Origin of the sequence: Bacteroides fragilis, assembly GCF_019583405.1 — a bacterium.
GTDB classification, from domain to species: Bacteria; Bacteroidota; Bacteroidia; order Bacteroidales; family Bacteroidaceae; genus Bacteroides; species Bacteroides fragilis_B.
The window spans coordinates 359,486-378,405 of the sequence record NZ_SZUU01000001.1 but is presented as its reverse complement, the minus strand read 5'-3'; the positions used below and the strand labels follow the sequence as shown (position 1 = coordinate 378,405).

General features: G+C 42.6%; 14 protein-coding genes. 7 read left to right on the top strand and 7 right to left on the bottom strand.

The annotated features are described in order from the left end of the window. Window positions 1-20 precede the first annotated feature (20 nt). Window positions 21-683, bottom strand: a complete 663-nt coding sequence (locus tag FDF36_RS01530) for an HAD family hydrolase (RefSeq protein WP_220390065.1) — start codon at window positions 681-683, stop codon at window positions 21-23. Between the two features lie 107 nt (window positions 684-790). On the opposite strand from FDF36_RS01530, the gene FDF36_RS01525 reads away from it, so the two are divergent. Then, complete coding sequence (locus tag FDF36_RS01525) at window positions 791-2,155, top strand: MATE family efflux transporter (RefSeq protein WP_220390064.1); 1,365 nt, start codon at window positions 791-793, stop codon at window positions 2,153-2,155. Window positions 2,156-2,238: 83 nt separating this feature from the next. Here the strand turns inward: FDF36_RS01525 and FDF36_RS01520 are convergent, their stop codons facing one another. From FDF36_RS01520 to FDF36_RS01500, 5 genes are read right to left on the bottom strand one after another with little or no spacing between them, the layout of a single operon-like run. Further along, entirely contained in the window at window positions 2,239-4,548 is a 2,310-nt protein-coding gene (locus tag FDF36_RS01520; RefSeq protein ID WP_032539340.1) for an ABC transporter permease, read from the bottom strand. Between the two features lie 11 nt (window positions 4,549-4,559). Next, the gene (locus tag FDF36_RS01515; protein ID WP_220390063.1) at window positions 4,560-5,234 is read right to left on the bottom strand and encodes an ABC transporter ATP-binding protein; all 675 of its coding nucleotides are present in this window, start codon (window positions 5,232-5,234) and stop codon (window positions 4,560-4,562) included. Window positions 5,235-5,249: 15 nt separating this feature from the next. After that, the gene (locus tag FDF36_RS01510) at window positions 5,250-7,544 is read right to left on the bottom strand and encodes an ABC transporter permease (RefSeq protein WP_220390062.1); all 2,295 of its coding nucleotides are present in this window, start codon (window positions 7,542-7,544) and stop codon (window positions 5,250-5,252) included. A 16-nt stretch (window positions 7,545-7,560) separates the two neighbouring features. Then, window positions 7,561-8,235: an ABC transporter ATP-binding protein gene (locus tag FDF36_RS01505; RefSeq protein ID WP_005777480.1), complete on the bottom strand. Its 675-nt coding sequence runs from the start codon at window positions 8,233-8,235 to the stop codon at window positions 7,561-7,563. Between the two features lie 32 nt (window positions 8,236-8,267). Beyond that, window positions 8,268-10,508, bottom strand: coding sequence for an ABC transporter permease (locus FDF36_RS01500; protein ID WP_259281344.1), 2,241 nt, complete (start codon window positions 10,506-10,508; stop codon window positions 8,268-8,270). Between the two features lie 304 nt (window positions 10,509-10,812). On the opposite strand from FDF36_RS01500, the gene FDF36_RS01495 reads away from it, so the two are divergent. From FDF36_RS01495 to hcp, 6 genes are all read left to right on the top strand, one after another. Beyond that, a complete protein-coding gene (locus tag FDF36_RS01495; protein ID WP_005820090.1) occupies window positions 10,813-11,622 on the top strand; it encodes a metallophosphoesterase family protein in 810 nt (269 codons plus the stop codon). Next, window positions 11,597-12,307: a hypothetical protein gene (locus FDF36_RS01490; RefSeq protein WP_220390060.1), complete on the top strand. Its 711-nt coding sequence runs from the start codon at window positions 11,597-11,599 to the stop codon at window positions 12,305-12,307. Before FDF36_RS01495 ends, FDF36_RS01490 begins: the two co-directional genes overlap by 26 nt. A 153-nt stretch (window positions 12,308-12,460) precedes the next feature. Next, a complete protein-coding gene (locus tag FDF36_RS01485) occupies window positions 12,461-13,792 on the top strand; it encodes a sigma-54-dependent transcriptional regulator (protein WP_220390059.1) in 1,332 nt (443 codons plus the stop codon). Further along, complete coding sequence (locus FDF36_RS01480) at window positions 13,789-15,102, top strand: sensor histidine kinase (RefSeq protein WP_220390058.1); 1,314 nt, start codon at window positions 13,789-13,791, stop codon at window positions 15,100-15,102. The genes FDF36_RS01485 and FDF36_RS01480 overlap by 4 nt, the downstream gene beginning before the upstream one ends. Window positions 15,103-15,220: 118 nt before the next feature. After that, the gene (locus FDF36_RS01475; protein ID WP_005777467.1) at window positions 15,221-15,886 is read left to right on the top strand and encodes a Crp/Fnr family transcriptional regulator; all 666 of its coding nucleotides are present in this window, start codon (window positions 15,221-15,223) and stop codon (window positions 15,884-15,886) included. A gap of 106 nt (window positions 15,887-15,992) precedes the next feature. Then, complete coding sequence (gene hcp, locus FDF36_RS01470; protein ID WP_220390057.1) at window positions 15,993-17,624, top strand: hydroxylamine reductase; 1,632 nt, start codon at window positions 15,993-15,995, stop codon at window positions 17,622-17,624. A gap of 90 nt (window positions 17,625-17,714) precedes the next feature. On the opposite strand, the gene FDF36_RS01465 is transcribed toward hcp, so the two are convergent. After that, window positions 17,715-18,899, bottom strand: a complete 1,185-nt coding sequence (locus tag FDF36_RS01465; protein WP_005777463.1) for a uracil-xanthine permease family protein — start codon at window positions 18,897-18,899, stop codon at window positions 17,715-17,717. Window positions 18,900-18,920 lie beyond the last annotated feature (21 nt).

Here is an 18,920-nt window from a genome sequence, read left to right as displayed (position 1 = left end):
ATACTATTCAATCTTTCTTATCAGATATAACGTGAAGTTATAGTCAGCAGCTTTTCGTAAGTCATTCCTTTAAAATCGTCTATCACATAGTCTGTCTTATCAGCAATAGCTTCGCGTGGATTTGTAGTTGCCAATCCGACAACAGTGGCACCGGATGCTCTGCCGGCCTGTAAACCATGAAATGAATCTTCGAACACATAGGAATCTTTTGAATCGGAACCGAAAATCGTCATTCCCAATAAGAAACATTCCGGATCGGGCTTAGAACGTTTAAAACGCTCAGCAGTCAATATTTCATCAAAAAGGGATTTAAACTCGGGATGTGCACGATAAACATTCTCCATTTTAGCTGTATTGGAACTGGTGACCAAGGCTATTTTTACACCATGCTGACGCAGATCTGCTATAAACTCAACTATTCCGGGAACATAGTCATAACTCATTTCTATTTCAAAACGATTCAATGCCTCGGTTATATCCCTTTGTTTTTCCGGTTCTCCCGTAAAGTACTTATCATAAATCTGTACCAGCGTCTGACCTTTAACCTTGGAACTGAAGTTTTCATCGTTTACGTACTTTTCTCCCATTTCATTCCAGAAAACAGTATATTGCCCTTCTGTATCGATAATTACACCATCACAATCGAATAATGCCGTAGCCTTCTTTGTTGTATCCATAAACATTCTTTTACCTGTTTGTTAAACTCTATGGGCAAAGTTCAGAATAATCATCGAATCAGGCAAATTATTTGTACCTTTGCTGCACTTAAAAATATGTAACGCTTCACTATATGGCACAACAAACCGATCCTCGTATACTGGGTACAGAACCTATTGGCAAACTTCTGTTACAATACTCCATCCCGGCCATTATCGGAATGACTATTACGTCACTTTATAATATCATCGACAGTATTTTCATCGGGCACGGTGTCGGTCCCATGGCTATCTCTGGACTGGCCATTACTTTTCCGCTAATGAATCTGGTCGTGGCTTTCTGTGTGCTGATTTCGGCAGGAGGCTCCACTATCTCATCCATACGCCTGGGGCAAAAAGACATCAAAGGAGCAACCGATGTCCTGGGAAATACATTAATGCTTTGCCTGACGAATGCAGTCCTGTTCGGCGGACTGGCTTATCTGTTTCTGGACCCGATATTGTTTTTCTTCGGTGCCAGTACCGGTACACTTCCCTATGCCCGCGATTTTATGCAGGTAATTCTTTTGGGAACTCCCATCACTTATACCATGATCGGACTTAACAACGTGATGCGTGCCACCGGATATCCGAGAAAGGCAATGCTGACATCATTGGTAACGGTTATAGCGAATGTTATCATCGCCCCTGTTTTCATTTTCCATTTCGGTTGGGGAATTCGGGGAGCTGCCATGGCTACAGTCCTGTCACAGTTTATCGGAATGGTATGGGTAGTAAACCACTTCCGTAACAAAGAGAGTTTCGTCCATTTTATGCCGGGCTTCTGGAAGATGAAGAAACGCATCATCGGCAGCATTTTCTCTATAGGAATGTCTCCCTTCGCCATGAATGTCACGGCATGTATCATCGTCATCCTCATTAATAATAGTTTGCAAAAATACGGTGGTGATATGGCCATCGGTGCCTACGGTATCATTAACCGCCTGCTGATGCTGTATGTGATGGTAGTTATGGGATTAACAATGGGAATGCAACCCATCGTCGGATACAATTATGGTGCACAGAAGATTGACCGCGTGAAACATACGCTTCGTCTGGGTATCATCGTCGGTGTATTGATTACGAGTAGCGGCTTCGTTATCTGTGAACTTTTTCCGCATACAGTTTCGGCTATCTTTACCGACAGCGATGAACTGATTGACATGGCATCGTCCGGACTACGCATTTGCACGCTGATGTTCCCGTTCGTAGGTGCACAAATCGTTATATCAAACTTCTTCCAAAGTATAGGGATGGCTAAGATCAGTATCTTCCTGTCACTCTCACGCCAGTTAGTATACCTGCTTCCGGGATTACTTTTGCTTCCCCCTTTATACGGTGTAAAGGGAGTATGGATCAGTATGCCTGTCTCTGACGGATTGGCTTTCATAACAGCGGTAGTGATTTTGATGGTATATATTAAAAAGGTAAAAGAGAAAGCATCCGGACAGAGCCTCTAACCCTATGAAACAGAGGCTTGGTATAGATACGACAGAGGCTCAGTTTCAGTGAAATCGAGCCTCTGTCCTATAGTCTTGAAACATTACTCAGATTTAATGCTGTTCACCGGATTTTCGTTGGCCACTTTCCATGCCCGCAGCATTACGCTGACAACAATCAACAGCAACACAACCAATGCTATGCTGAGGTATAACCAGGCACTGGGAACAATGGCATCACTAAACTGCTCAAGCCATTTGCCACCGACAAACCAGGCTACTGCTGCACCCAATAGTACAGCAGGCAAGGCTGTCCAGAAAATATCTCTTGAAAGAAGTTGCAAAACATCTCCGGCCTCAGCCCCATTCACTTTACGGATCGCAATCTCTTTACTACGACGACTGACTTCATCGTTAGTATAGCCGAAAAGTCCCATCAAGGTAATCAGCAGGATGGAAATAGAAGCAATGATTACCGAATCGCGGAAACGACGAATCGCTTCGTATTGCTGATCGATTATTTCCTGCAAAGGGATAAACACAATATCCTTCGTAGTAAACAGTTCTCCCATCTTTTGATTGAGAGCTTTCAAATTTTGATCGAATGGTTCTTTCAAACGTACATGGGGAGCTCCGGAAGCAAAGGGACTGCTGATATACATCACTATATCCTGAGGAGTATATGCACTTCGTATCGGAAAATCCTTTGCGACTCCCACAACAGGAAGAGAAGTCCCAATATTGACCTGTTTACCTACCGCACTGTCTTCCCAATGCATCTTCCGCACAAATTCTTCATTTACAATAGCCTGTTTGGGAGAATCAAAATTTTTACCATCAATAAGCTGAACTCCCATCATTGACAAAAAGTGGTAATCGCACATTGAAGTATGTGCATCGAAAAGCAACTTTCCTGTACTGTTGTAGACACTGAAACCACTATAGTAATCGGAAATAGGAAACCAGGCAAAAGCAACATCTTCTACCATCGGCAAACGACGTATATCAGAACGGGCATTATCAACTTCGTCATCGCTGAAGTAACACCTCGCAACAGCTATCCGTTCAGGATTATAATTCAACTCACGATTCATCACACTATAGTATTGAAGCAATACGACTGCCAATAAACCAAAGACAAAAGGTACTCCGGCAAACTGAACAAAAAGTAACGGGCGCTTCCAGGTTGTCTTCCGTTCGGTATAACGACGAAAAACCTGACTCACCGGAATAGACGAAAACATATATCCGGGTATCACTCCTGCCACGAAGAAAACAACTGCTATCACAAGCAAAGGCACCCATAAGGTCTCCCAAGTGAAAAGTGCACCGACCGAGGCGTTCAGCGTATCCTGAATCAGTTCTCTAAGATTCAGAATCAACAGGCCGACCAATACGAGTGCAGACAATATAATAAACATGGTTTCCCATAAAAACATACCGAATATGTTACCATCACTGGCCCCACTGCATTTATGGACTCCCACTGCTTTTGCACGACGTGCCAAGGACGATACGGAAATCAATACATAGTTCAAAGCAGCTATCAATAAAATGGCAAAAGCAAGAACCGACATGATAAGCACCATTTTTCGAACCTCCGGCTGACTACTGTGGTACTCAGATATAGGTTGAAAAGAATACTCTTCAGAAAAACCATCCTTCCCCTGCGGAAGATACTTTTTCTGCATTTCCGGTAACCGTCCGGCAACCCTTTCAGGAGCTTCCGTATCATTATGGAAACGAACCACCCCCATGTAACTGATATCATATCCCCAACCGGCACGATCCTCTCCCATCCGCTTATATAAAGTGGCGAACGATACGATTACATCATATTTTAGATCTGTATTCTCCGGCTGATCGGCAAATACTCCCCGTACAGTGACTGGATAGTTCTTTTCCCATAACATGGTTTGCCCGATAGGGTCTGCATCACCAAAAACACGTCGTGCCAATGATTCATTAATGAAAATAGCGTCGGGAGCCACTAAATCAGCTTTGTTCCCTTTCAACACTTCTACCCCCATAGTTGGGAGGAAGTGATCGTCTGCATAAATAGTCTGCTGTTGATCAAAACGTTCGTTTCCTTTAAAAAATATTTGCTGACCAACATTACGCAGCACAGTAGCCTCTTCCACCTCATCAGGAAAGTTCTCCCGGATAGCAGCAGGCATTGCACCATAAATATAAGGACTTGGCTTCTCCTGCTTTCCTTCATAGGAGTAAGAAGCCTGTATCAGAAACAGGTTTCTTGACTCCGGATAAAAATGGTCATAACTCAGTTCAAACGCGACCCGGGCAAACAGTAGAAGTCCGACAAACAGTCCCAAAGTTAACGAAATAATCTTAATGACATTTGAACTGCGTCCACGGACTAAGGTCCGAATGGTATAATATATGTGTCTTAGCATATTGATCTTTATTAAGCCTTTACACTTGCCACCACGCTACCGTCAAACAGATGCACCGTGCGATGGGCAAATGAAGCATCATGTTGGGAGTGGGTCACCATAATAATTGTTGTTCCCTCTTTATTCAATTCGGTCAACAGATTCATTACCTCCGCACCATTCTTGGAATCAAGGTTACCCGTCGGTTCGTCAGCAAGAATCAATTTCGGGTTAGTCACAACTGCACGGGCTATAGCCACGCGTTGTTGTTGTCCACCGGAGAGTTGCTGTGGGAAATGCTTGGCACGATGACTAATATTCATCCGGCGCAGCATATCTTCTACCATCTGACGCCGTTCAGAAGATTTTATACCCAAATAAGTGAGAGGAAGTTCCACATTTTCGTAAACATTCAGTTCATCTATCAAATTGAAACTCTGGAAAACAAAGCCCAGTTTACCCTTACGTACCCGTGTACGCTCCTTCTCCTGAAGACCGGCTACCTCCTGGCCCATCAGCTGATAAGAACCTTCTGTCGGGTTATCAAGTAATCCCAAAATATTGAGCAACGTAGACTTGCCGCAACCGGAAGGTCCCATAATGGCAACAAACTCGCCCTCCTCTATATCCAGGCTCACATGGTTTAACGCTACGGTTTCTACTTCAGAAGTACAAAAGACTTTACTAATGTCATTAATCTGTATCATAATTTATTTTATTTGTTATTCACTCTTAATACTATTCACCGGATTTTCATTGGCGATATGCCAGGATTTCCAAATAATGCATATAATGATAAAAGCCAATAGGCAAATAGCTATTGCTACATACCAGCCTATACTTATACATACCGTATCCCGAAATTGGCTTATCCATATTTGACTCACCAAGTAAGCTCCATATGTACCGATAGCAATTGAAGGAATAGCTACCCAGAAGATATCTTTAGATAACAAAAGCAAAACAGAACTTACTTCGGCGCCATTTATCTTACGAATAGCTATCTCTTTACCACGTCTGCGAACTTCATCATTCGTATACCCGATCAATCCCATCAAAGTGATAAACAGAATCGTTATAAATGCCAATATAGTAGTATCACGGAATATCATTGTGGGACGATATCCCCTTTCCAAATCCCGCTCCAAAGAGGTGAACTCTATTTCTTCTTGTGGATATATCTTTTTCATTTCATTATTCAACATACGCAGATTATCAGCAAAAGGTTCTTTAAGACGCACATGCATATTCACTAAATTAGTCCCCCATTCAATTTCTATGGGTTCATAGTCAGGTGGGAGCGTACCAAAACAGAAAGGAGCGAGTACTCCTACCACCGTTCCTCGATTAGGAATTATTTCACCAACGCCACTACTCGTCCAACCCATCTTTTCTACATAGGGTTGATTGACCAGAAACTGCCTTTCACCAGTGAGGTTTTGTCCGGCCTTAAGCCGAAGCCCCATAAGCGGGACAAAATCCCTGTCAAATATACCGCAACGGGGAGTAAAAAGAGCATTCCCGTTCTCATCAGTCACCTGTCGGTTCCCAAGCCACATCATACCTCCCTCAGCAGTGGCTACCCCTTCTACATAAGGCAACGATTTCAAATTATTACGTGCATTATCCGGCTCAGCAAACTTATGCCAACAAGATGCTATACGTTCCGGTCGATACCCCATATCTCTATTTGTAATATAATGGAACTGAAAAAAAGTCACACACATCAATCCAAAAATAAAAGCTACTCCTGCAAATTCTATAAATAGAAGTGTCCGCTTCCAACCCATATTCCCTTTAGTGTAATGATGGAAAACCTGCGTTACCGGAATTGAAGAGAAAACTTTTCCCGGCAATACACCTCCAATAATAAACAAAAAGGCAACTACCGACAATGGAGCCCATAGATTGTGCCAAGTGAAAAGGGATGATAACGACACTCCCGCCAATTCTTCAATTTTTTCCTGGAACTGGAATAAAAGTACTACCATGAAAAGCAGAGAGATCCCTATAATCAAAGCTGTTTCATATATAAACATCGAAAGTATAGCACTATCAGACGCACCATTACACTTGTGAACGCCGATCCCTTTTGCCCGGCGAGAAAGTGAAGAAATAGAAATAAGTACATAGTTCATAGTGGCGGCAAAAAGGATGGCAAAACCCAATAAAGACATTATTAAAATTGTCTTCCGCACATTAGATTGCTCCAAATGAATAGTACGTAAAGGTACTACAAACATATGTAAATGCAGATTCATTTCAGGAGGAATGTGCTTTGCAATCACCTTATCAATACCGGCATTGATAACATCAGCGCTTCTTTCTCCGTCTTTTAAGCGGATAAAAGCATTATAATTACCACCACTCGTCCAACCCGAACGTCCCCAACCATATTTATTATGGCTGGCAAAAGAAAGAACCATTTCGTGACGTTCCAGCGATACATTATCCGGAAGATCGGCATAAACTCCTCTCACCAAAGCTTCAACTTGAGTGCCCCAAATCATCAGATGTAAGGTTTTTCCTATAGGATCCTCTTCACCAAATACTTCTCGTGCAACAGACTGTGACAGAAAAACCACATCTGGGTTGGTCAAATCATTCGGATTGCCATTAATAACTTCTATCCCCATGGTACGAAAATAAAGAGAGTCAGATAAAATGAAAGACCTATTCAACTTTCGGTTACCTATCTTTAAAGTAGTTCCGAAAGACAAACTCGAAAAAGCTGCACTTTCTACCTCTTCCGGAAATTCCTCAGCAATGGTAGAGGCTACCGGAATCAATGTATATACTCCGGCATTCCCTTTAATCACTCCATTCTCAACCCACTCCGTTTTTACGATGTAAAGATCATCCACATCCTGAAAAAAGTTATCATAACTAAGCTCAAAAGCAACTCGAGAGAATAAAATAATAGACACTAATAACCCCAACGTCAGAGATATTACTTTAATGACATTACTTCCACGTCCGCGAATCAATGTCAAAATGGTATAATAGAATTGTTTCATCGTATGATCCTTTTTATTAAACAGTTACACTCGCCACAATACTGCCATCGAACAGATGTACCGTGCGATGGGCGAACGAGGCATCATGTTGGGAGTGGGTCACCATAATAATTGTTGTTCCCTCTTTATTTAATTCGGTCAACAAATTCATTACCTCCGCACCATTCTTAGAATCGAGATTTCCCGTAGGTTCGTCAGCAAGGATCAATTTCGGATTAGTTACTACCGCACGGGCTATAGCCACACGTTGTTGTTGTCCACCGGAGAGTTGCTGTGGGAAATGCTTGGCACGATGACTAATATTCATCCGGCGCAGCATATTCTCTACCATTTTTCTCCGGTCGGAAGCCTTATACCCCAGATAAGTGAGAGGAAGTTCCACATTCTCGTAAACATTCAGTTCATCTATCAAATTGAAACTCTGGAAAACAAAGCCCAGTTTACCCTTACGTACCCGCGTACGCTCCTTCTCCTGAAGACCGGCTACCTCCTGGCCCATCAGCTGATAAGAACCTTCTGTCGGGTTATCAAGTAATCCCAAAATATTGAGCAACGTAGACTTGCCGCAACCGGAAGGTCCCATAATGGCAACAAACTCACCTTCCTCTATATCCAGGCTCACATGGTTTAACGCTACGGTTTCTACTTCAGAAGTACGAAAAACTTTACTAAGATCATTAATTTGTATCATAATTCTTTTTATTTTAATCGGTTTATTTTTGTTTATTCATTCTTTATACTCTTTACAGGATTCTCGTTGGCTATGTGCCAGGATTTTATCATCACACTAATCACAATTACAGCCATTATAGCCAAAGCAATCAGTACAAACCAATATACCTTCAAATGAATCTGTTCGGTAAATTGTCCCAACCAATGAATACCCATAAAATAGGCTCCTGTAGCACCTAACAATACGGCTGGCAGAGCTACCCAAACGACCTCCTTGGAAAGTAATTTTAATATATGGGAAGCTTCGGCACCATTCACCTTACGAATAGCTATTTCTTTGCTATGACGACGTACTTCATCATTAGTATATCCTATCAGTCCCATCAGTGAAATCAGCAAGATAACAATAAAAGCCAATATCACGGCATTGCGAAAGCGAAGTACGCTTAAATATTGGTTATCAATGGTTTTCTGTAATGATATAAATACAATATCTTCAGTAGGATACATTTCTCTTATTGTTTTATTAAGCAGACGAAGATTTTCCTCGTAAGGTGCATTGAGCCGGACGTGATAACAATCATTCACATCCTGTTGCCCCATAAATACCACCGGTTTTAATTCATCATAATAACTGCTTACCGGAAAGTCTTCCATCACTCCCACAACTGTAAAATCCTCATATCTCATGCCCACAGCCCCATCAGTCCAATGGACAGATTTTACAAACTTTTCATTTACCAGAACTTGATTGGGACCATCCAAATTCTTCCCTTCTTTAATACGAATCCCCATAAACGGAGCATAATTATATGAACAAACATTCAGACGTGCTGTGAATACAACCGCTCCGTTATCATCAGCAACAGGCTGACCGCTATAACCGGAAGTTATGTTTGACCAACAGACAGCAACATCTTTTACCATTGATAAACGACGGAGATTATCCAAAGCAGATTCCGGATCATCAAAGCTGTGATAAGTGAAAGCCACTCCGTCAGCATTATACCCTAAAGGTTTGGTTGTAATCCGATTGTACTGTATTAGAACCACACACAATACACCAAGAATAAAAGTCATCCCGGTAAACTGTACAAAAAGCAGAGACCGTTTCCAACCTTTCCTCCCTTCAGTATAACGTCGGAACACCTGAGTGACAGGAATAGAGGAAAATAGATAACCGGGAATGATACCGGCAAATAAAAACAGAACCAGAATGACACAAACAGGTACCCAGAGAGTTCTCCATGCAAAAAGAGAACTTAAAGAAGCGGAAGCAATATCCTCTATTTGCTCATCAAAATTTAAAACCAAGATGCCGACCAATATCAAAGATACCAAAATGATAATGCTTGTCTCCCAAAGAAACATCGAAAAGATGTTTTCGCCACTGGCTCCACTGCATTTATGTACACCTATCGCTTTGGCACGACTTGCAAGTGACGAAACAGAAATCAAAACATAATTCATTGCAGCTATAAAAAGGATAACAAATCCCAATAAGGACATAATCATTATCATTTTATGTACAACGGGAGTCTCTGCGTAAACTTCACGGATCGGTTGAAGTGAATAGCGCATTCCAAAGCCGTCATTTTCAAGATCGAACGGCAAGTACTTTTCAATCACCTTATCTATCCGAGAGTTCACTTTCTCCAAACTGCCGGCCTCTTTCAGGCGAATATATCCTTCGAAGCTATCGCCACAAGTCCAGCTGACACATTCCCACTCATGCTTTATGATGGTAGCAAAAGATATTACCACATCATGACGTAAAGAACTATTCTCCGGAATATCCGCATAGACACCTTTAACAGTCATGGGAAGGGAACGTTTATAAAGTAGTACTTTCCCTATCGGATCTTCATTGCCAAATGCTTTTCGGGCAAAACTCTCGGAAATGAACATGGTTTCCGGATTACCCAGTTCATGCGGGTTACCTTTTAGGATCTCAATACCCATCGTCCGAAAAAAAAGAGAATCGGCAAGAATGACCTTAGGCTCCAAACGAGTACTTCCATTGAACAAAGCATTACTACGACTTTGCACACGCACCACTGTAGCCGATTCAATATCTTCGGGAAAGTTTTCACTAATAGCAGCCGGAACAGGAGCCATCACTGTCGGGTAAGGACCTTTCTTTTCACCATCCTTATAATGCACTGTAACATTGACGGCACATAATTTATCAGCCTCGTAATAATGGTTGTCAAAACTCAATTCAAAAGTAACCCGTGCAAAAAGCAGTATCCCCATAAATAATCCCAAGGTCAACGAAATAATTTTAGCCAAATTTAAACCCCGCCTATTAAGAAGAGTCCGGAAAGTGTAGTAAAGTTGTCTCATATCTCTGTCTGTATATTATTATTTTAGAAAAACAGAAGTAACCCAATAATTATAAAGTTATTTATCTATTATAAAGCAGAAAGCGTGCCAAGAGAATTTATCTATTGACAATCAAACCGTTACATTTCACCATATTCATTCTACCTGTCTAATTCTTAGACACTGCTGTCTATTTATTAGACAACAATATTTGCTTATCGAGAAGAAAACTCTAACTTTGCATCGAGTTTTCAATTCAAAAGAATAGTTTATGGATAAGAAAAAAGGAATGATCGGAATCTTTCTCTCTTGCTTGTTACTTACCGGTTGCGACATGATAGACTACCATCCCTACGATGTCAAAATCAAAGGCGAAAGAGATATTAATAACAAAAACATTGAGAAAATAGAAGCCAAATGTCTGAATAAGACCACTATCCGCTTTATAGCTATGGGTGACTCGCAACGATGGTATGACGAGACAGTAGACTTTGTAAATGCCGTAAATAAACGAAACGACATCGACTTTGTAGTGCATGGAGGAGATCTGAGCGATTTCGGACTAACAGACGAATTTCTATGGCAAAGAGATATCATGAACAAACTAAATGTGCCGTATGTCGCTTTGATTGGTAATCATGACTGTTTGGGAACAGGAGAAGAAGCATTCAGGAAGATATTTGGAGATACTAATTTTTCATTTATCGCAGGAAGAGTAAAGTTTGTATGCCTCAATACGAATGCAATGGAATATGATTACTCGGATCCGATTCCGGATTTCAATTTTATCGAAGCGGAATTGACAGAACGTTCGGACGAGTTTGACAAGACGGTATTTTGCATGCATGCCCGCCCTTTGTGCGACCAGTTTAATAACAATGTAGCCAAGATCTTTCAAATGTATATACGTCAATTTCCAGCCCTGCAATTCTGTACTGTAGCCCATGAGCATCGTATCAGTGCTTCGGATGTATTTGAGGACGGAGTAATGTATTACGGCAGCAATTGTATGAAAAACCGCAGTTATTTAGTATTCACCATAAAACCTGAAGGATATGATTATGAAGTGGTTGAATTTTAAATACACTCTTTACACTGTATTGGCACTATTCTTGTCTTGTCCGGAAGACGCTTTGGCACAGGCAGACAAAAGTGATGAAGAAGAAACCAAAGATACTGTTCTGGTCTCCAAATCGGAGCCCAGCAAATATGATAAACGCATCCACCGTTTCCGGAAAGGATGGAACTCTTTGATACCGACTCACAATAAAATACAGTTTGCCGGAAATATGGGCATGTTCTCTTTCGGAACCGGATGGGATTACGGACGGAGGGATCAGTGGGAAACCGACCTTTTTCTGGGATTTATTCCCAAACATGACTCACATCGCACGAAACTGACTATGACCCTCAAGCAAAACTATATGCCTTGGAGTCTTGAGTTGGGGAAAGGCTTTTCTACGGAACCTCTGTCATGCGGGCTCTACTTTAATACGGTATTCGGACACGAGTTCTGGGTAAAAGAACCCAGCCGCTATCCGGAAGGGTACTATGGCTTCTCTTCCAAAATCCGTACCCACATCTTTTTGGGACAACGGTTAACCTATAACATAGATAAAGACCGTCGTTTCTTTACCAAGTCTGTCACACTCTTTTATGAATTGAGTACTTGCGACTTGCTGCTGATAAGCCGTGCCACAAACCGTTACTTACGGGCACGTGACTATTTAAGCCTATCTTTCGGATTAAAATTCCAGTGGCTATAATGACATAAACAAAAGATAAAATTTTATCTCCCCTCTTTCTCCTGTCAGGAGGGGAGATAATAAGATATTTCCCGGATTTAGATTCATTTTGATCCTCTGTAATAGAGAATTGTTATTAACTTTGCCGCTAACAATTAAATTTCAATCTTCTAAATGGGAACCATTATCATTGTCGACGATAACAAAGGAGTACTGACAGCAGTGCAGCTATTACTGAAAAATCATTTTTCGAAAGCCATCACCCTCTCTTCACCAGTCAGCTTGTCATCTGTTCTGAGAGAAGAAAATCCGGAAGTCGTCTTATTGGACATGAATTTCACTTCCGGCATCAACAACGGCAACGAGGGCCTATTCTGGTTGCACGAAATCAAACGCCAATACCCCAATCTTCCGGTAGTACTTTTCACCGCATACGCCGATATTGATTTAGCTGTACGAGGTATCAAAGAAGGCGCTACCGACTTTATCGTAAAGCCATGGGATAACCAAAAGTTAGTCGAGACTCTGCTAAACGCTGCTTCACAGGCCAAAGAAGGCAAAAAGAAGAACCGAAAGAAAGAAAATCCTTCTATAGCTGCCATGTACTGGGGTGAAAGCAGTGCTATGCAACAACTTCGCATGCTGGTAGAAAAAGTAGCTACAACCAATGCCAACATATTGATTACGGGAGAAAACGGCACCGGAAAAGAAATGCTCGCCCGGGAGATTCACGCCCTGTCATCCCGTTATAAAGAAACGATGGTCTCCGTAGACATGGGGGCAATTACCGAGTCTTTATTCGAAAGCGAGCTTTTCGGACATGTGAAAGGTTCTTTTACCGATGCACATGCCGACCGCACGGGTAAATTTGAAGCAGCCAACCATAGTTCTCTCTTTCTTGACGAAATCGGGAACCTCCCCTACCACCTGCAAGCCAAACTGTTGACAGCCATCCAACAAAGAAGTATCGTACGGGTAGGTAGTAACGAACCTGTTCCTGTAGATATCCGGCTGATTTGTGCTACCAACCGGAATCTACAGGGAATGGTTGATAAAGGAGAGTTCCGCGAAGACTTACTTTACCGTATCAACACCATTCATGTAGAGATTCCGCCTTTGCGTAATCGCAGGGAAGATATTGTCCCACTGGCCGAACGCTTCATTACACGTTTCTGTAAACAATACGGCAAAGCTCCCATCAGCCTGACTGCATCTGCTTGTGAAAAGCTGACCGCACACTCCTGGTACGGTAACATCCGGGAACTGGAACATGCCATCGAAAAAGCAGTCATCATCTGTGACGGCAATTCGATACCTGCTGAAATGTTTCAATTGGTACAAAAAACAGAAATACAGCAAACCGAAGCTTCCACACTTGAGGAGATGGAAAAAGCCATGATCCGGAAGGCATTGGATAAATGCGGAGGCAACCTTTCGGCAGTAGCTTCCCAATTGGGAATCACCCGCCAGACACTATACAATAAGATGAAAAAGTTCGGCTTATGAAGACTCACATCAGACTACTTACCGAACGATATTGGTTCCGCCTCGGAGTGAGCCTCTGTTTTGCCATAACAGCGGCTCTGTTTTACTCAAACAGAGACTTCGTTTGGATGATATTGAGCCTCTGTTTTTTAATCTTCAGCATCTGGTGGCAATTATCTCTATACCGCATCCATACCAAGCGGGTTCTTTTCATGATCGATGCGCTTGAGAACAACGACAATGCCATTCACTTCCCGGAAGAAAAAACCACACCCGAAACCCGGGACATCAATCGTGCACTGAACCGGGTGGGACACATATTATATAATGTAAAATCGGAAACGGCACAACAAGAGAAGTACTATGAACTTATTCTTGACTGTATAAACACAGGAGTATTAGTGCTCAACGATAATGGAGCCATCTATCAAAAAAATAACGAAGCACTCCGTCTGTTAGGATTGAATGTACTCACTCACATCCGCCAACTGAGTAAAGTAGATGTGACATTGATGCAAAAGGTGGAATTCTGCCGTACCGGAGAAAAACTACAGATTACTTTTAATAATGAACGGGGCACAGTCAATCTTTCCATTCGCGTATCGGATATTACAATACGCAAAGAACATTTACGCATCCTCGCCCTCAGCGACATCAACAGCGAATTGGACGAAAAGGAAATTGATTCGTGGATACGCCTGACGCGTGTATTGACTCACGAAATAATGAATTCGGTAACTCCCATCACTTCACTGAGCGATACCCTGCTCTCACTTTCCGATGCCCATGACGAAGAAATACGCAGTGGTCTCCAGACCATCAGCACTACAGGGAAAGGGTTATTAGCTTTTGTAGAGTCTTATCGACGTTTTACCCGTATCCCCACTCCCGAACCATCTTTGTTTTATGTAAAAGCCTTCATCGATCGCATGGTAGAACTGGCACGGCATCAGAACACTTGCAAAAACATCACGTTTCATACAGATATTTCTCCTGCCGACTTAATTGTTTATGCCGATGAAAATCTAATCTCACAGGTTGTCATCAATCTGCTCAAAAATGCAATTCAAGCTATTGGTACACAAGCTGACGGAAAAATAGAAATCAGTGCCCGCTGTAACGATTCGGAAGAGGTACTGATAGAAATCAAGAACAATGGTCCCGTCATTCCCCCGGAAATAGCAGACCATATCTTCATCCCATTCTTTACGACCAAAGAGGGAGGTAGCGGCATCGGACTTAGTATCTCTCGCCAGATCATGCGTCTGTCCGGAGGAAGCATCACCTTATTACCGGGTAAAGAAACTAAATTTGTGCTGAAATTTAAGTAAAACCATTGTTTCCAAAATGCCATATCAGTATTATTAGCAACGCAATAGCAACAGTTGCCGGCAAACAATGAGAAAAGATTCCTGTTATTAATAATATATCAATTCAATCTTTAAAGCCATGACCTATCTTGCTAACAACCCTTTATTCCATGGAATTTCGCCCGAAACGCTATCCCGTGACTTTGACGGAATCGTTTCTCACCTCCGTATGTTCCGCAAAGGTGACATTCTTGCCAGACAAGGTGACGTATGCAACCGACTGATGATATTGCTAAAGGGCAGTGTCCGGGGAGAAATGATCGATTATTCGGGCAGGCTGATTAAAGTGGAAGATATTATCGCCCCTCGTGCGATAGCCCCACTTTTCTTGTTTGGTGCCGACAATCGTTACCCGGTAGAGGTCACAGCAAACGAAGCTACTGAGATTTTTGAAATTCCTAAAGAAAGTGTACTGAAGCTATTCCGGAGAAATGAGAGATTCTTAGAAAACTATATGAACCTTTCGGCCAATTATGCCCGGACACTTGCCGACAAACTATTTTTTATGTCTTTCAAGACGATCCGGCAAAAACTGGCCTCGTACCTACTCCGGATTTCAAAACAGCAGGAGGGAAATCCTATACTACTCGATCGCTCACAGCAAGAATTGGCCGATTATTTCGGAGTGTCACGCCCCTCACTGGCACGCGAACTGGCACACATGCAGGATGATGGCCTGATCAGAACAGACCGGAAATTAGTGTATATCCTGAGAAAAGAAGATTTAATGCAGTTGATACAATAAAATCTCCAATCTTTTTTCTATTGTTTGTAACATTGGTTACAGAACTACCTCAAATCCTACACCTATCTTTGCCTTCAATTAAGAAACCAATTAATACGTAAGAATTATGAGTATGTTCTGTTATCAGTGTCAGGAAACCGCAAAAGGTACAGGCTGTATCCTTAGCGGAGTATGCGGGAAAACTCCCGAAGTAGCCAATATGCAAGACCTCTTGCTTTTTGTTGTACGCGGAATCGCAGTCTACAACGAGGCATTACGCAAAGAAGGACGTTCTTCTGCCCAGGCAGATAAGTTCATCTTCGATGCCTTGTTTGTCACTATTACAAACGCCAATTTTGACAAACGGGCCATTATTGAAAAAATAAAGAAGGGCCTCGAACTCAAAAAAGATTTAGGTAGTCAGGTTACTATCGAGTCCGTCCCCGATGAATGTACCTGGTATGGCGATGAATCAGAGTTTGAAGAAAAAGCCCAAACTGTAGGCGTACTTCGCACTCCGAACGAAGACATCCGTTCACTGAAAGAACTGGTTCACTATGGCATTAAAGGTATGGCGGCATATGTAGAACATGCCTATAACTTAGGATACGAAAACCCGGAAATATTTGCTTTTATGCAACATGCACTGGCAGAACTGACCCGCGAAGATATTACGGTAGCTGAACTGATAACCCTCACACTCACTACCGGAAATTATGGGGTACAGGCAATGGCCCAGCTTGATACTGCCAACACCAATCATTACGGAAATCCGGAAATATCTGAAGTGAATATTGGCGTCCGGAGCAATCCGGGTATCCTTATCAGCGGGCATGACCTGAAAGATATAGAAGAATTGCTACAGCAAACAGAAGGTACCGGTATAGACATTTATACCCACAGTGAAATGTTGCCGGCACATTATTATCCCCGGCTGAAGCAATACAAGCATTTAGTAGGAAATTACGGCAATGCCTGGTGGAAGCAAAAAGAGGAATTTGAGAGTTTCAACGGTCCCATCCTCTTCACTACCAATTGCATCGTTCCACCACGCCCGAATGCCACTTATAAAGATCGGATTTACACAACGGGAGCTACCGGTTTGGAAGGTGCTATCCACATCCCCGAACGTAAAGACGGAAAGCCCAAAGACTTCTCCATCATCATTGAACATGCACGACGTTGCCAACCACCGGTAGCAATAGAAAACGGTACGATTGTAGGCGGATTCGCCCATGCCCAAGTAATCGCATTGGCCGATAAGGTGGTAGAAGCAGTAAAAAGCGGTGCTATCCGCAAGTTCTTCGTCATGGCCGGATGTGACGGCCGAATGAAAAGTCGCAGTTATTACACAGAGTTTGCAGAGAAACTTCCCGCAGATACAGTGATCCTGACAGCAGGATGTGCCAAGTATCGATATAATAAGTTGCCTTTAGGAGACATCAACGGCATTCCCCGAGTACTGGATGCCGGACAGTGTAATGACAGTTATTCGCTCGCTATCATCGCTATGAAATTGCAGGAAGTATTCGGACTAAAAGATATCAATGATCTGCCAATCGTTTATAACATTGCGTGGTATGAACAAAAAGCCGTTATTGTTCTGCTGGCTTTGTTAGCACTTGGGGTGAAAAAGATTCATTTGGGACCGACACTTCCTGCATTCTTATCACCTAACGTAAAACAGGTACTGATCGATAACTTCGGAATCGGAGGTATCAGCACAGCGGACGAAGATATTGCAAGGTTCCTGGCATGATATGAACGGTAAATGATGAACAGTAAACGATAAACGGAGGACTCTTGCCCATGGCACACAACCGGTTTATCGTTTACCCTTCATCGTTTATCACTCTTCTCTCGGGAGCACCAGGTTCAACCCTACTCCTACCAATGCGGCGAGACCGATTCCTGACAATGAAAACTCTCCCCATGTCAACACGGCTCCGCCTATACCTATTGTCAAGGTCAGAGAAACAATTATGATATTGCGCGTCCGGCTCAAGTCAATGCAATTATTGACAAGATTGGCAATTCCCGCACAAGCGATCGTACCGAAAAGAAGCAGCATGATTCCTCCCAATACAGCCGAAGGGATAGACTTTAGCAAAGCACTGACTTTGCCGATCACTGAAAACAGAATTGCCGTGACCGCAGCAATTCGTATAACCTGAGGGTTTGTCACCTTGGTAAGTGACATCGCTCCGGTTACTTCCGAATATGTAGTCACAGGAGGACCTCCCAACAAGCCTGCACAAAGACAGGCCAAACCATCTCCCAAGAGCGTTCGATGCAATCCGGGATCTTTCACATAGTCCTTTCCGGTTACAGTATTTACTACATACACATCACCGATATGTTCTATCACCGGAGCAATCGCTACCGGCATCATAAACAAAATAGGCTCCCAGGAGAACTTAGGAAATACAAACTGCGGAAAGCCCAACCATGCTGCATCTCTCACTCCCGACAGGTCGACATCATAAAAGACCAATGCGGCAACATACCCCACGATAATTCCGCAAAAGATAGGTATTAGCTTCAATAATCCTTTAGCACGGATAGATACAACCACGGCAGTCAGTAATGAAAGTAATGCAAGAGTCCAGTTTTCTTTTGCCATATTGACTCCGGTTCCGGCAAGTGAAAGCCCGATCAAGATAATTACCGGACCAATAACCACCGGAGGGAACAGGCGTTCAATCAGTCTGATTCCCTGCCATTTGACCAAAGCACTCATGACAAAGTATACCAATGCAACCCCCACCATTCCGGAAAGCGTGCCGGCGAGTCCGTATAATTCGGTTGCTTTAATAATGGGAGCAATAAACGCAAAGCTACTGCCCAGGAAGATAGGAACTTTCCCCTTTGTTACCAAATGAAAAAGAAGTGTACCGATACCGGCCGTAAATAAGGCTGTAGAGGGGTCAAGTCCGACCAATAAAGGTACGAGAACAGTAGCGCCAAAAGCCACAAAAAGAAACTGTACTCCTACCACGCCCTTACGTAAAGGAGAAAGATGATTTGAATCCATATAGATATAGAATGATATTAT